Below are 15,113 nucleotides of genomic sequence, written 5' to 3'. Positions count from 1 at the left end.
ACAGATTTCCAGAACGCTCTTGTGGCAAGAGAGAACTCCGATGGCGGACTTGACCCACATCCCGAGAGCCGCATCGGCGATGGATTCTAGCAGAAAGCACTGAGTCTCGATATGCCGCTCGAATGCCCCCGCTGTTTATTTACCAATTTCGACTCCGCCTCCACTTGCGAATGTGGGTACGACCTGACTCCGCAGATCCGCAAAGTTACTGGTACAACGACCGGCACCTTCCGAAGGGTTGAGCGTCGTACACAAAATTCCGGCATGACCCAAGAGGGGTTTGCCATCGGAATGATTGTGGTATGGATACTCCTGACGATCGGTGAATGGATCCGCATTCGTCCGGAGCTAGGGATGCGGAAATCCCTCAGTCTCGTGCAGGACAGCATCCTCCTCAGCCTCACCGACTTAGCCGGTGCCATGATTATCGGAGCACTCGGATGGATCGTGGTATGGATTATCTTATCCTATGAGGGCCGCCGTCTTCGCCCCTGCCCGAAGCGTACGACACTTGCGGTCACCGTCGTATCGGCCGGACTCTTATTTATGAGTCGATGGATTGCACCGGATGTCTTAGTGCAGCATGTGATCCAGATGGCGATTATCCTGAGCATCGCTGTCTTTGCCTACTTCGCAGGCTGTCGAGGCTGGCTGGGAAAATGGTAGCGGTTGGTGCCGGAGGCCGGGATTGAACCGGCATGGTCCTTTTGGAACCGAGGGATTTTAAGTCCCTTGCGTCTGCCAATTTCGCCACTCCGGCAGCAAAAGCCGCAGTGGCCGGACTCTAGCATCGGGGTCCAGGTCGGTCAAGGCCGGTGTTGCGGCGCAAACAGCCCGTAGACAAGCTGTTTGCGCCATCAGTTTCTTCGCTGCGCGAACCGCTTCAATTAGACCGCTTCAATCCGCAGTCTCTGCGCATCCTTTTGGATCAACGTCTTGCTGCGATCCATCACTTCCTTCACCCCGGATTGGACCGTTCGGCCCCAGCGAGTCGCCTGGACTTGGGCCTTCTTCGCATAACGACCGATCTCGCGCCTGGTTTCGGCTCCCGTTTGCGGCGCGAACAGTAATCCAATCCCCGCTCCGATCACCGCCCCACCTGCCACCAACGCTGCAACCTTTGCGACCTGACGTCCCTGGTCTGACATGGTGAACCTCCTTGAAATGGTGAGATGAGAAACATGAACATGATTGTCGGCCCGCTGCATATTCATGTGTATGCACTTCAGCAGTAAACATGCCAGACGAATAACCACGAAAATACCCCACAATTCGATGCAGGCCTCGCCCGACGATTAAGAGCCATTAATTCTCCGTTGTGTTTTCCTCACAGATCGCGACACAGGCGTGACAGAAAACCAACATACGAAAGTATGTAGACGTCGCAAACTGGCCTCTGACAACGATCAGAAGGAACATTCCCTGCGGTGCATCCACGTGCTTGCAATGATCAAGGTCCTCACCTATGATCCTGCCAATTGGCCACACGAGGCAGACATGAATTTCTTGCAGGCAATACCCTACCCCTCCATCAGTCCCGTCTTCCTTGAGCTGGGTCCGCTACAATTTCGCTGGTACGGTCTGATGTATCTGATCGGACTGACGGGCGCCTATTTCCTGATTATGCGTCGAGTGAGTTCGAGGGGACTGCCCCTCACGAAAGATCAGATCTACGATATGGTCGTGTGGGCTGCGTTAGGGGTCTTCATCGGAGGACGGATCGGCTATACGCTATTCTATAATTTTTCATACTATTCACAGCATCCGATCAAGATCCTCGCAGTCTGGGAAGGGGGCATGTCCTTCCACGGAGGCCTACTCGGCGTCATTGTTGCCTTGTATTGGTTCAGTAGACGTCAGGCCATCCCCGCTTACACCGTCGCAGACCTAGCGGCGGCAGCTACACCAATCGGGTTAGGATTCGGGCGACTCGGGAATTTCATCAACGGAGAATTATACGGTCGAGCGACCGATGTCGACTGGTGCATGGTGTTTCCGAACGGAGGGCCTGCCTGCCGCCATCCCTCTCAACTCTACGAGGCAGGTCTTGAGGGAGTCTTGTTATTTACCGTCTTATGGATCATCGCGAAGACGATGCCGCCCCCGGGGACTCTCTTCTGGGGGTTCATCGGCGGTTACGGAATGTGCAGGATGATCGTGGAGTTCTTTCGCGAGCCGGACGCGCACCTCGGATTTGTCCTGGGCTCCTTCTCGATGGGCCAACTTCTCTCCTTCCCCATGATCCTGGTAGGAGTCTTCATGCTCACGCTTGGATATCAGCGTCGAACCCTGGTACAGGCTAAAATTTAGGTCATGCCTGGGGTAACTAGGTTAAAGGCATTTAGGGGGCTTGGCTAGCTTCAGGATGCTCAAAAAGGCCGTCCAGCAAGGCCGCAGCGAGTGAAGAGGCGAGGCGTACCCTTGTGGCACGTTGAGGCTCTGAGTGACGCGAGAACGAAGCTGGCGGACTTTTTCAGCATCCTGCTAGTACGGCATCTCTTCGTCATCCAACCCGACATGGTGTCCCAGTTCATGGACCACCGTGTCGCGGACTTCATGAATGACCTCCGCTTTCGTCCGGCAGAGACGGAGGATGGGACCTCGATAAATCGCGATTCTTGCAGGCAACTCACCGGCAGGTTGAAAGAACGACGTTTCGTCGATAGGCGAGCCTTGATACAGCCCCAGTAGATCGTCTTTCGAATCCAATTCAAGATCCTTCAGCACTTCGACAGAAGGCTCTTCCTCAACCACGATGGAAACGTCGTCGGCAAGCGCTGCAAATGGTGGCGGTAACTCAGCGAGTGCCTCCTGAATCCAGGCCTCGAACTCTTCCGGCGAAACAGTCAATGGCTGTCGAGAACGTGACATCGCAGGAATTCCTCGCGAGGACTAATAGGGCTTAGGATCCAGATAGGACTTCTTATTGAGGTTATCGTTGAAACTGCTCGCACGAAGTGGGGGCGCATCCCAGATCACTTTATTCCCCGGAGCGAGGTTCGCTGCTTCCATGTAATGTTTTTTGGCTTCTGCGACCTTGCCTGCACGATGCAACGTAGAAGCTAAGTTGTAGTGCGCCTCGGCCAACGTCGGTTCGGTGGCGATGGCTTGACGGTAGATCTGCTCAGCCTCAACCCACTTCTGCTCTGCGAACAGCGCGTTGCCCTTATCGAGTTGCATTGCCACGGCAGGAGAGACTCCTGCCGGAGCCTCCAAGACCGTGAGAGGCTTCGGTAACGGACTCGTGCAAGCGGTGAGAATCCAGAGTGCAATAATACTGACGAATCTGGGGTTCATGGGCGACCTCCTCCTAGACATTCACCGCAACACCTGGCCGTAAAAATATAAACTGAAACGAAAGAGCCGACAATCCTAACGCACTTGCGACGGCACGCGAATATCGCTCCGCTTGGGACCGATAACGATCGGCTCTGGCCGGGACGTCAGCCGCCGCCACATCGTCCGTCTTATAGTCGGCAATCCAGATCTGGTCGTCAAGCCGGTAAATCACGTCGATCACCCCTTCCATCATCTGATCCTCGCCCACAGGCATGACGAAAGGAACTTCTCGTCCCAGCACCGTCGCGCGTTGCAGCCTTGCGTAGGGCTCTGATGAGAGAAAGGCTTCAAAAATCCCGGTGAGATCCGCCATCACGGCAGCGATCAATTGAGGATGATCCTGTGCGACATAGCGACGACAGGCCTGTTCAATCACCATACTGACGTCTAACCGAGGCCTGGTGAAATCCCACTGTTCGAGCACCGCATGAGCACAGACTCCGATCAAGCGGGCCAGATCAGCATCACGTGTAGAGACGGTCCGATGCAGCCGAGTCTCGGGCTTGCTTCCTGCCAGGCCGGACGGGGTCAGTCGTCGCGGCGTCGTTCGACGCTGCTCCCACTCGACCTGCCTCGCCTGGCGACGAGTCAGAATCTGGCCAAGGGCTGGAGCAGGAGCGACCGCCGATCGCGGCTCCTGCCTATGACGTCTCGCGGCCACCGTGGCCTCTGTGATGACACGCGTGAGGCGGCTTGTTCCGATACAAATCTGGCCATCCATCGGTGACGTCGGCTCGTCTGATATGACCTCGCCCAACAGAGAAAGGACCGTGTCATGCCCCGGCTTGCTGGTCTGCCCACCTGATAACACGAGCAGATCACGCGCCCTGGTCATCCCGACATAGAGCAGACGTCTCTGCTCGGCCTCCTCCCGCGCCGCCATCTTCATGTCCACCAGCAGGGCTCCGAGGTTCGATTGGCCTCCCATCTGCAGGCTATAGCAGCGACTCGACCAATCATGATGGATGGACGGTCCCTTGCGGAGATTCTTGGAACCCTGGTGCAGGCCGGGAAGAATCACCACAGGAAATTCCAATCCTTTGGCCTTATGGATGGTCAGCACCCGAACCGCATCGAGTGATTCCTCGGCCAAGGCGCTCTCTGCTTCATCTGGCTGTTCAGCCACTCTGGTCATCATCAAGTTGACGAACCCGGTCAACGTCAGATGGGGACGATCAGCCAATGTTTCGGCCATATCTCTGGTCTTCCGTAAATTGGCCACAGCTTGCTCACCGTGGAGCGATGCCGCGGCCAACTCGAGGGCCGGCAATCGTTCGAAGACCAAATCGATAGCGTCAGGCACTGGCCGCAAGGGGGCGAGCTGATGCAGTTCGGCCAATCGCTCATACAGCTGCGTCACCATCTTCGCCTGAGGATGGGTCCAGGATGACAGCCGCTCTCGTTGCTGATAGTCCAACCCCTCTACCTGTTGAAGAGCCAGCAGATCGCCATCCGCCATACCGCCAAGGGGTGAGCGTAAGACCCCGACTAACGCGATCGTATCGTGAGGATTGTCGATGACCCGGAGGAGGTTGACCACATCGATAATTTCCTGCCGCTGATAGAAATGCTTTTCCCCGTCAGTAATATAGGCGATGTCATACCGACGAAGAGCGTCGAGATAGATCTGTGCTTGGGTCAACTTTCTGAAGATCAGCGCAATGTGGCCCGGCTGGAGCGGGCCTTCGCGGCGGTCGCGATCTGTGACGATCGTCCCGACGAACAGCTCCTCCTTCAGCCAACGCGCCAGCGCTTCCGCCTCCGCCCTGGTTGCCGTCTGCACATCGAATTCCTCTTCGCCCTTTCCCGGCGTGACCAGTCGAAGTTGCGCCCCGGAGACTGAGACTTCCGGCTTTCGTTGAGGCCTCGCGGCCAACCGTTCATTGGCCGGTTGCACATGTTCCGTCGCATGAAAGAGCCGGTCGAACACATTGTTCACCACATCGAGCACGGCCCCGTCACTGCGAAAATTCGTGACCAGAGAATAGACACCTCCCCCGCCCGCTCGAATTTTCTCCACGACCCGTTCGAAGGCTTCGATATCGGCCCGGCGAAAGGCATAGATCGATTGCTTGGGATCCCCCACGATAAACAATTTCCCCGGTTCCAAGTCGACGTCTTGCCACGCAGTCTGATGGCTGCCCGCCCGCTCGCCGAGGTAGAGGATGATCTCGTACTGGACCGGGTCCGTGTCCTGAAACTCATCGACCAGAATTGCACGATAGGTCTGCTTGATCCTGGTACGGACAGCCGGATGGTCGCGCAAGAGAGTTTTGGCCCGAGCCAGCAACCCGTCGAATGCGATCCACCCGGAGGTGTGAAACCCCTGGCGGACCTGATCCAAAAATGGCCGGACGAGCGTGATCACCTCTTGAAAGTAGGTCTGATTCACCGTCAGAAGTTGTTGGGCGAGTCCGATGATCGCTGATGTCTCCTGGAACGTATCTTCATCCCATCCTGCAGGCGGCTTCCCGAGATCTTTCCCCAGGACAGCCCGTTCATCCGGAGTGAAGTCATCAAGTCTCAACGGCCCCTGCTCAAGTAAGAGTGCCAGCAACTGCACCGCAGCGGCGAGCATCTGCTCCGCCTTACGCCGTTTAGGTCGATCCTGTGCCGCAAGGATCGTGGTCGCACGGCCATGGGTTGCCGCCACCCAATCACGAAAGGCGCCCTCCAGAGCGTTGGATCGACATTGACGTTCCAGCTCATCCAGATCGACAAAGTCCCCGACGAGGGCGGCGGTAAACTGCTGGAGATCGTCGAGGGAGGCCCCGGCGAGGACCAGCCGCCAGCGGGCATGTTGTGGTCCCCCTGATCCGAGTTCATCGTCCAGCCAACGATCCCAACTTGAGTGAAATAGTTCTTTGAAGCGCGACCCATCATCCTCTTGGAATGATGGGTCTACTCCTGACTCCAGTGGATGGAGTCGCAGGAGGTGTGCGGCGAAACTATGTAAGGTGCCGATCTGCGCCTTCTCCATCTGCTCAAGCGCCGTCTTGGCCCGCTCGGCCACTTGTTCAGCCGAGAGATGATACCGGGTCCGGAAGATGGCGCTCAGATCATCGGCCTGCTCAGTCAGGCGAAGAAGCTGCGCGCGGAGCCGTTGCTTCATTTCAGCGGCGGCTTTATTGGTGAAGGTGAGAGCCACAACCTCCGTGATGGCCAAGGGGTTTGGCTCTCTCAGCAGCAAGTTGAGGATACGGTTGACAAGGATCGTGGTCTTGCCGGTTCCGGCTCCTGCTACCACCACGACATTGCGATCCCAGGTGGTCTCTGCCAGGAGCCGATCCTGGGAGTCCATCAATGTCAGCGATTCACTCATCCTGTACTTTTTGCTTTCTCAACTTGCGTAAGACTCGGGCCTGGGGGGAACGATAGGAGCGCCACCAGGCCATGGCATCATGGCGACGACAGGCACCGGAGAACTCGCAGTAGTCGCAATACCCATCGGGGAGAATAAAGAATTCTCTGTTCGCGATACCCTGGATCAGGGCAGAGAGGGTCTGCCCGATCAGCGCACCGGTGTGGCCTGTCCAGAGTCCGGCCTCAAACGTCGAGCGAGAAATCTGCTGCTTCCATTGCGGAGCCAGGAAGAGCAATTGCACCTCGGTTGCGGCTGGTAGCGACGGCAGTGTCATGCGAGCATACAGCGGCGGTTGCAGACGGAATCCGCGCACCGCCGACAGGGCGAGGTTTCGATCCACAGGGCTGATTTCATTTCCCTGCTTAAACTTATAATCCACGATACGAAGCGCAGGCGGATCAGATCGATAATCGACACGGTCCAAGGTCCCGTGAATCTTCAGCGAAACCGTTGGCCCATCGGATTCCAGCTGGACGATTCCTTGAGCTACCGCTTCAAACGCAACGGGGCGGAACCCGGTTGCCAGATATTCTGCCTGGTCGGAGGCCACAGCGGCCAACACCAACGCTGTCACCTGCTCACAGGCCATGGTCCAGAGTAACGCATGCCTCGTCCCCTGACTTGCCGCATGGGCGGCAAAGCGAGCGAGGACGGCTTCCTGCACTGTGGATTGCAGTCTGGCCTCGGTCAGCGGTCCATCAGGCCACTCGAGCAACACCAGTCTCTCATAGCTCAGCCGAAGAGATTCATGAACCAGGCTCCCGATCGTTAAGGGAGGCAGATGGTCCTGCTGAAGCCGCCGCACAGGCTCCAACTTGAGAACTTTATCCGCGAAATATTGGAAGGGGCAGGTCGCATAACGCTCTAACGCTGTCGGCGAAAAACTCCGTCTCGCAGCAGCCGGTGACGTTGCGGCCTGAACGCCGATAATCCCGTCGAACGGACCGAGCTCCGGGGATTCCCTCTCAATGATCTTCAAGGTTGCGAGGCCTTGCTCGAAGAGACGCAGGTCCCGCCCCATGACCTCAAGTACTGGTCCTGCATCGTGGCCCTGCAAGAGGCAACCCAAGGACAATTCTTCGGCCGGTAAGAGGTCTTGGATCGAGGGCTGTGCACTGATCCGCTGAGTCAGCCGTCGAGGGACCGATTCTTCCGGCTTTCCGACAAATCGTGGATCGCGCATCGCCATAGCAATGAAGCCGGACGGCGCCATGACTCGCCCGGCTTCATCGGCTCGCTGGTACGACAGATACAGTCGATTGGTGGCCGAACGGCTGAGGAGCTCAAATAACAGGACTTCTTCCTCATGCCCGGCTAACTTCTCATCGATCTTATAGCCCAACGTCGATTCCAACACGACGCGTTGGCGGTCGCGCAGAAAGGGGTCCTCACGAACATATCGCGGAAAGAGTTTTTCATTCATGCCAAGCACAAAGAGCGCTCGGACGTTCCTGCCACGGGCAGTCATGGCATCCAGCACCTGAACGCCCTGGTGCCGCTCCTCGTCGATCGGTATGCGGGTTTCGTCTACTACCCGTTGGAATAATTCAACCCACTCCCTCCAAGAGAGGTCCCCTCCTAGCGGATCTAATTCACGCAGCCGGTCCAGCGCGGACCGTATCAGCGAGCCAACCTTGGTAAGATCGGACGGTTCAGGTGACTCATGCGACGACAGATCGGACAAGCCAGGCACAGACACATGAGATTGAACCAGCATGACGAAGGCTTCGGTCAATGTGCCGATCGATCCTTCCGCCGGAAGCGCCCGGCAATCCTGAATCAATCGCGATACGAGCTCCCACAAAGATGTGAGCTGAAGAGCCTGGCCAGTCTCGCCCCTTATCTGGTCGTCGTCTTCGTCACGCGCTGCCGCGGCATCGCGGAGGATCGACGAACTGGCCGACTCTGCCAACCGCCTCCACTCTTCCTCCCCTTTCGTAATCCCCAAGGTGTAGACGAGGGAACGCCAGATATCGGGCCGAAAACCGGCGGTCGAGGAATCGTTCCCCGGTATGCGGTAGAAGGGCGACGTGACCACGTCCAGCATGGCGGAACGGTCGAAGTCATTCAGCGGGAGCGAGGCCAGGCGCAAGAGGACTTTGATCAATGGTTCACGCGACAGCGGCTTCCCCGCCGTCGTCGTGAACGGCACCAGATGATGAACGAATACCGATTCCAGTCTGGCCTGGTAAGGCTCCAACGTGCGGGCCACCACACCGATCTCGTCGAAACGATAGCCGTTCACCTCGACCAACGTCAGGATCTCACGGCAGACCGTCGCTAACTCCTCCTCGACCCCGATCACATGGGTGACGGAAAGCTCGACCCGTTCCGATGTGATGGTGGGGTCCCCTTTCCCGCTCCGATCCTCATGGCTATCTGCCAACGGAAGGAGATGTCGCTCGAAAAATTGGCGCGCAAAGAAAAATGCCGGGGAGTTCTGCAGCGGGAAGTATAACGTCGTCGGGGCGGCGCGGATCACCGATTGAAAAAATGAGAGTTGGACCTGCGAGAGGTCGTAGAAACCATAGTAGAACAGGCGGTGCATCCCGCGAATAAACGAAGTGCCGGAGAGATCCAGCCCGAGTGTGGCAGCCAAGTCATCGGGGGAACCAATCCCGAGCGATCGGCTGGCCTCCATTGTTGCGGCATGCAGGGTGAACAGGGCACGGAGCCAGGTTCGATCGTCTTCCTCGAACACCCCTTCCGAGAGCGCCTTCAAGGCCGTCGCCGGATCGACCACCGCATCTTTCAAGTCGCGGACTGTCGCCCAGAGGCCCTTCCACGTTCCTGGTGACGCAGGCAATCGCGTGAGCGGCTCGAGCCCGGGAAGCTGACGCCGAACCACCTGTCGCACCAATTGTTCAAAGAAGAAATCATCGACCAGTTGTAGGGGTGGAGCGGGACCGGCCCCGGCCTCCCCCCCGCAATCGTCACGCAGTCGGAGGGCGAGCTGGTGGAACGTCAGAAAATGGATATTGAGGAAGGCTCGCGGCTCGTGATGCGTGAGGGACTGTTTCAGCTGTTCGACGAGAGCGGCCGAAGGAACAATGACGGCGAGCGGAGCAAACGGATGATCGGCCTTACAGGAGCGAATGTCCTCGACGAAGGCACGATCAAGCGCTGGATGGAAAGGTCCGGTGACGATGCGAAGCATCAGGAACCGTGTCGAGTGATCGGTGATGGGTGACTAGCAAGCACAGGACAGAGCGCCATGATGTTCTTATTGTAGCCAGGCCGCATCACTCATCACAGATCACGACTCACAGGCTAGCCCGTTTCAGGCCCCAACAACTCGCCGTTACAATCCACGCAGCACCAGCCGCCATCGATGAATCCCATCGATTCGCCGCACATCGGGCATTCAGGCGGAGGCCCCTTATCCAGGACAGGGAGCACAGGCAACTCGAAATCGTCGTCGTCGTCATCAACCATGGGATGGTCCTTCTCTTAGTCGCGCGGTTTCATTTTGAGCAGCAAGGCCTTCTCGGCACTCTCGCGACTGGGCACCCCGACAAAGGTCAATCGCCCATCGATAATCGTAGCTGGCACCGCCCTCACCGAATGCCGATCGGCCAGGCTCCGTCCATCCTCGGTGGTGATATCCACCTCTCGATAGCCGAAGCTATACTTGACTCGAAGTTGCTTCCAGAGACTCTTTGCCGAGGGGCAAGCCCCACAGCTCGGCGAGACTAACAGCACAATGTTCGGCATCGATTTCCTCCATCAACTGCGGGATCTTAACACCGGGTCGAACGGGGGAGCAAGCAAGGGAGAGGCGGTCGTTTGACTTCCCTCAGTGGAAGGCGCAGCATGGTGTCGCTGTCTATGTATCGTAGAGGTATATCGTGACCCCTTGTTAGCCCAATTTTGCCTGGCCCTATCAAACTGTCCTGGAAAAACGTTACGCCCTTCTGGTGCCCATCGCCATGAAGGCGTTGTAGTCTGTGCAGCATTCGCCGCTATCGACATGACCCCACGGGCCTTAACCTCATCGAGAAGGAGATTCACATGAACCGACTGATAACCTTTTTAGCCGTACTGATCCTGGGATCGCCCACACTCGCGCTGGCGGTGGAACACAGTGCGGGGTATCGAGGAATCGGACAACTCTACTTCTCGCTCATGGGCGTAATCTTGATCTATGGCGTCTACGACAGCTTCGGCAAAAAAGCGATGTATGTCGCAGCGCCGATCATCATGATCGGGCTCTACATGATGCTGCCCGACGCCTAAATCCTGTTTCCGAGACACGTTGAAAGAGAAGGATTGGGCTAGTCCAGCCAATCCTTCTCTTTCAGTTTCCGCGGAAGATATTTCTTCGTGAGATACTGGAAGTCTTTGTTGGCGAGGGCGTCCAGTTCATACTTCAGTCCGCTGGCAAGCATCCGCTTGATTTCCTCCTGCCAAGCCGGTTTCTGGAACCACTGATAGTTGAGCAGTTCTTTCGCGCGGGCAATATCCTTGTCATTCAGCTTGATCCCGACGTTTCGCGGAAGTTCGTACCGTTCAGGGTCGGCGCTGGACAGACCGATGAATTTGGCTTTGGGGATCGCCATGCGTTCGCTCTCGAAGGCCAGATTGATCGAGCCCTGCTTGACGACGGAGTAGATATAATACCCCCAGGGGTCGTTATCGACCAAGACGTACACCGGGAGCCGATACTCTTCGTGCAGCCGCCGCGCCAGGCGGCGTACCCCGCGTGGAGGTTGCCCATTTCCTGTCAGCAGCACGCAGTTATACCGCCGCCAGAACTTGTCTTCAGAAAGGCGGTTCCACTGCGTACCCTTTTCAACCAACAGCACGAAATCCGCCGTGCAACGACGGATCTCCACATACTCCGGCTCGACAATCGACGGGACCGAGTAGCCGCCTTTCCCCAGCTTGGCGCAATCGACGCGATCGCCGTCGTCCCCAAGCACAAGCGGGCCGACGACACTTCCGCCATTCTCTGCGCGGACATGCAACTCTTCGCGGAGCGCCGAGAGCGACACTTCCAAATCCTCGATGATCGGGTCCGATTCGTCCTGGGTATCGAACGTATTCTCGTTCGAATCCTGAATGGTATGTTTGGTCCGGTAATAGATCTCTCTGAGCGAGGTCGTCAGTTCCGCGCGCTGGAGTTCGGAGAGCGCGTCCGCCACAAGTATCGTCTGCATGAACTTTTTGGCCATACCCACGTTGAAGAACGAACGCGCCTGTTTCTTCTTGCCCATCTCGAGCAGGCCCTTGCGCTCGTTAAACGTCACGTTCGAGAGGGCCCGAATCGGGATCGCCATCGTCGGATCTTTGGCCTGCTGGGCGGCGGCGATCACCAGATCGGCCAGACCGATCAATTTCTTTTCAACCGCCCCATTCCTTGTCAATTTCGTTTTCGCCATGCGTGATCCTATCTGCGCGTTCGTGATCTGTGAACCGTGCGACCTGCGCGGCTTGTGCCGGCTGGCTTCTTTACGGATACGCTCTTCTTCGGAGCCGATGGAGCCTGTGCGGTCGACCTCGCTCTTTTCTTGCCAGGCTTCGGCTTCGTCGCGCCGGTCCGGCTTGAATCAGTAGAGGGCAACGGCTCTGTGACAGCAACCGCCTCGTCACTGGTTGCCACAGATGGCACCTCTCCTTCGATACCTTCCGCTGTGACAATAATCGAGTACGGCAGACCTTCCGGTCCAGCGCCTGTCTTGCCGAGCGTTTCATCCGTCTTGATACCGCCGGTCCGCGAGGAGGCAATTTTCTGCAGCTGCGCCTTCAACTTCGCAGTGGGAAGTTTCCCACCCTTCAACCGGTTACAGGCTTCGACGACTTCCTCGATATAGAGTTCGAAAATATTGCGCCGCCGGAACTCACTGGCTGCCCGCTCCCGCCGCCGCAAGAACAGTCCGAGTCGCCGCCCGCATTCGCGGAGCGCCAAGGTGATCTCCTTGTGAATCTCGTCATACTCGGCAATCGCTTCCTTGGACTCGCTCGTAAAAGGAACCCACACGGAAGCCATATGCACAAAGATCACCATCGGCCCTGCCGGCATGGCCCCGCGCGACTGGGAAATCCCATAGTTGCGCCAGGTCGTGGCAAGCACCGCTTTAACGGTCGCACAGGACGATTGTTGATAGAGCAGTGGAACCCGATTCGCGTAGCGAATCACTCGCGCCAGTTCCGAATCTCCCTCCTCCTCCTCCCCTTCGGCCAACGGCATCGCCTGTTTCTCCGGTTTCGTCGCGCTTTCAGGCGTTTTACCAAAGGCCAAGCCTGCTTCGATGATGAAGGGATTGCCGCGATAGACGGCGGGAGGACGGCTCACCGCCGTGTAAAACTCCCCTTTGATCTGTTTGTAGAGGCCCGAGAGAATCGCTTTCTCGCCGATAGGCGACAGACAATTCGTCGGGGGAGCCATGATCTTCGTCGCTTGAATGGTGTGATAGAGCGTTTCAGCGATTGCGCCGCGAACGTCCCTGGGCTTCGCCTTGGGCGAAACCTTCGCCGCTTTGCACATCTCATCGGCGAGCGCAGGCGGCACCCGGCAAAACTCGCTCTGCAGAAAGCTCGAAAGCGTCGGGCACTTACTCTCCTGAAGCATCTTGAGGAGCATCCCGAATTCGATGCCGTAGGGGTGCGGCTTGATCTCCTTCGGCGAGGGCGGCAGCTCGTGATAGGCGCGGGGATAGTCCTTCGTCTCGCCTTCCGGCGTTCGATAGATCAGTCTCACGTGCGGATTGGCAATCGACGTCTGTTCAAGATATTCGTCCACCGACGCGCGGCCCTTCTGATAACGGCCTTCAACTTCGATCGCCACCTGCGTGCCTTGCGGCCGGTCCCACTCGATCTGCTTGTTCTCATGAACCAGCGGTTCGTTCTTCTTCGTATCGATCTGCACTTCGAAGTAATGAGCCGCCGCTTTTGAACCGGTCCGCGAGATGATCTTCACCGGCTTACCCGTCGTCAGCTGTCCGTACATGCCCGCCGCTGAAATACCGATCCCCTGCTGACCGCGGCTCATCCGGAGGCGATGAAATTTTGAGCCATACAACAACTTGGCGAAGACTCGTGGAATCTGTTGGCGAACGATACCAGGGCCGTTGTCCGTTACCGTAATCCTGAACCGGGTGGCCTGGCTCGCGGGCGGGATAGCCGCCGTTCCAATGGCCACGGCTTCCAATTGCACCGTGACTTCAGGGAGAATTCCCGCTTCCTCGCAGGCATCCAACGCGTTGTCGACCGCTTCCTTCACGCAGGTCAGCAGCGCTTTGCGCGGATTGTCGAACCCGAGCAGATGACGGTTTTTCGTGAAGAACTCGGAAACGGAAATCTCCCGCTGCCGGGCGCCCATCTCAACCGCCGTGACGGCCGGGGCCACACGAGAATCTGGTTTCTTGGATGCAGGTGGTTGAGTGGCTGCTTTCGAGGAAGATGCAGTAGTTGGAACCGATAAGGGAGCCTTGTGCTTGGCCATTCATCCTCTCAAAAATTGACGCAATGAAACGGAACGGCATTGTACACAGATTGAGCGGTTCAGCAAACCCTCAGGCCATCCGAAGCCAGTGAAATGGTCACGCGTGCTTCTTGATGTCAGCGTGAGGGATGAGCAGCAAAAGAATTAATCGGACCATGGCGCGGCGGTGAGATGGAAAAACTACCGACCAGGATGCAAGAGAGATTAGTAGGCTGCAGGAAAATTATTGTGCTACGCCGAAGTTTCGATGGCCTGAACGAGCGGCGCAACGGGTACTCACGCCAGAAGGATGCTCAAAAAGGCCTTCCAGCAAGGCCGCAGCGAGTGAAGATCCGAGGCGTACCCGGAGGGTACGTTGAGGGTCTGAACGATGCGAGAACGAAGCTGGAGGACTTTTTCAGCATCCTAATTAGGGTGGGAGGAGCGCGCACCTGCCGAGGACAGCTAGGTACGGCGGAAATCTCGGCGGGACTTTAGGCTTCCCAGTCAAGCTGGGCTTGCACACCATCCCAACGCTCGATCCCCTGATGAACCATATTCCCTCGGGGCGTTAAGCTCCCCCCACAGCGATACGATATTCCCCCGATGGGAGCGAGTCAAGCATTGGCACAATTATGCGTGACCTCCGCCTTCGGCCTCTTCATATTCGTCGATGAGCTGCTCCAACTCATCCAGTTCGCCAGGATGGACATTCTGAAACGAGACTCCGAACATGTCCTCCCCCACCCACTGGACTCGCGCATCCGCAATCGAGACCGATTCTTCAGACCCCGGAATGATGAGTCGCACATGGAGCACCTTGCCGGGAAAGACTTCGAGGTCGCAATCGAACTTGGCGCCACCGACTGACAGGTCGAGGGTCACCGCTTCGGTTTCATGCGAGTTCCCCAACAAGAATCCCTGCACCTGTACCGGTACCCGCCGGTGTTGGCGACGTTCCATGCTGATTCAAGACTCCGGTCTCGA

13 protein-coding genes and 1 tRNA gene are annotated in these 15,113 nt (G+C 57.3%); 3 read left to right on the top strand and 11 right to left on the bottom strand.

Annotated elements, in window-relative coordinates; all coding sequences use genetic code 11:
* Positions 1-111: 111 nt before the first annotated feature.
* Complete coding sequence (locus Q8N00_00870) at positions 112-666, top strand: hypothetical protein (protein MDP2381335.1); 555 nt, start codon at positions 112-114, stop codon at positions 664-666.
* 4 nt (positions 667-670) lie between these two features.
* On the opposite strand, the gene Q8N00_00865 is transcribed toward Q8N00_00870, so the two are convergent.
* Both Q8N00_00865 and Q8N00_00860 read right to left on the bottom strand, forming a co-directional pair.
* Positions 671-760 (bottom strand) — tRNA-Leu (locus Q8N00_00865).
* A gap of 127 nt (positions 761-887) precedes the next feature.
* Positions 888-1,148 carry a YtxH domain-containing protein gene (locus tag Q8N00_00860; GenBank protein MDP2381334.1) on the bottom strand — a complete coding sequence of 87 codons (261 nt, stop codon included), beginning with the start codon at positions 1,146-1,148 and terminating at the stop codon, positions 888-890.
* A gap of 367 nt (positions 1,149-1,515) precedes the next feature.
* On the opposite strand from Q8N00_00860, the gene lgt reads away from it, so the two are divergent.
* Positions 1,516-2,310, top strand: coding sequence for a prolipoprotein diacylglyceryl transferase (gene lgt, locus Q8N00_00855; GenBank protein MDP2381333.1), 795 nt, complete (start codon positions 1,516-1,518; stop codon positions 2,308-2,310).
* A gap of 174 nt (positions 2,311-2,484) precedes the next feature.
* Here lgt and Q8N00_00850 read toward each other — a convergent pair whose 3' ends face one another.
* The 6 genes from Q8N00_00850 to Q8N00_00825 all read right to left on the bottom strand — a co-directional run bounded on the left by Q8N00_00850 (position 2,485) and on the right by Q8N00_00825 (position 10,417).
* Complete coding sequence (locus Q8N00_00850) at positions 2,485-2,871, bottom strand: metallopeptidase family protein (GenBank protein MDP2381332.1); 387 nt, start codon at positions 2,869-2,871, stop codon at positions 2,485-2,487.
* A 21-nt stretch (positions 2,872-2,892) separates the two neighbouring features.
* Positions 2,893-3,297, bottom strand: a complete 405-nt coding sequence (locus Q8N00_00845; GenBank protein ID MDP2381331.1) for a tetratricopeptide repeat protein — start codon at positions 3,295-3,297, stop codon at positions 2,893-2,895.
* A 13-nt stretch (positions 3,298-3,310) separates the two neighbouring features.
* Positions 3,311-6,661 carry a UvrD-helicase domain-containing protein gene (locus Q8N00_00840; GenBank protein MDP2381330.1) on the bottom strand — a complete coding sequence of 1,117 codons (3,351 nt, stop codon included), beginning with the start codon at positions 6,659-6,661 and terminating at the stop codon, positions 3,311-3,313.
* On the bottom strand, positions 6,654-9,860 hold the full coding sequence (locus Q8N00_00835; GenBank protein MDP2381329.1) for a PD-(D/E)XK nuclease family protein: 3,207 nt from the start codon (positions 9,858-9,860) through the stop codon (positions 6,654-6,656). Before Q8N00_00835 ends, Q8N00_00840 begins: the two co-directional genes overlap by 8 nt.
* Positions 9,861-9,973: 113 nt before the next feature.
* The gene (locus Q8N00_00830; GenBank protein ID MDP2381328.1) at positions 9,974-10,138 is read right to left on the bottom strand and encodes a hypothetical protein; all 165 of its coding nucleotides are present in this window, start codon (positions 10,136-10,138) and stop codon (positions 9,974-9,976) included.
* A gap of 15 nt (positions 10,139-10,153) precedes the next feature.
* On the bottom strand, positions 10,154-10,417 hold the full coding sequence (locus Q8N00_00825; GenBank protein MDP2381327.1) for a thioredoxin family protein: 264 nt from the start codon (positions 10,415-10,417) through the stop codon (positions 10,154-10,156).
* Between the two features lie 297 nt (positions 10,418-10,714).
* Here Q8N00_00825 and Q8N00_00820 point away from each other — a divergent pair, with 297 nt between their 5' ends.
* The gene (locus Q8N00_00820) at positions 10,715-10,939 is read left to right on the top strand and encodes a hypothetical protein (GenBank protein MDP2381326.1); all 225 of its coding nucleotides are present in this window, start codon (positions 10,715-10,717) and stop codon (positions 10,937-10,939) included.
* A gap of 38 nt (positions 10,940-10,977) precedes the next feature.
* Here the strand turns inward: Q8N00_00820 and Q8N00_00815 are convergent, their stop codons facing one another.
* The 3 genes from Q8N00_00815 to Q8N00_00805 all read right to left on the bottom strand — a co-directional run bounded on the left by Q8N00_00815 (position 10,978) and on the right by Q8N00_00805 (position 15,089).
* Positions 10,978-12,084: a DNA topoisomerase IV subunit A gene (locus Q8N00_00815; GenBank protein ID MDP2381325.1), complete on the bottom strand. Its 1,107-nt coding sequence runs from the start codon at positions 12,082-12,084 to the stop codon at positions 10,978-10,980.
* A gap of 8 nt (positions 12,085-12,092) precedes the next feature.
* Positions 12,093-14,051, bottom strand: coding sequence for a DNA topoisomerase VI subunit B (locus Q8N00_00810; GenBank protein ID MDP2381324.1), 1,959 nt, complete (start codon positions 14,049-14,051; stop codon positions 12,093-12,095).
* A 708-nt stretch (positions 14,052-14,759) separates the two neighbouring features.
* Complete coding sequence (locus Q8N00_00805) at positions 14,760-15,089, bottom strand: PilZ domain-containing protein (protein ID MDP2381323.1); 330 nt, start codon at positions 15,087-15,089, stop codon at positions 14,760-14,762.
* Between the last annotated feature and the right edge of the window lie 24 nt (positions 15,090-15,113).

The sequence above is a fragment of the Nitrospirota bacterium genome (assembly GCA_030684575.1).
Lineage (GTDB): Bacteria > Nitrospirota > Nitrospiria > Nitrospirales > Nitrospiraceae > Palsa-1315.
The sequence above is the reverse complement of the archived record's forward strand: the minus strand, read 5'-3'. Positions and strand labels throughout refer to the sequence as shown.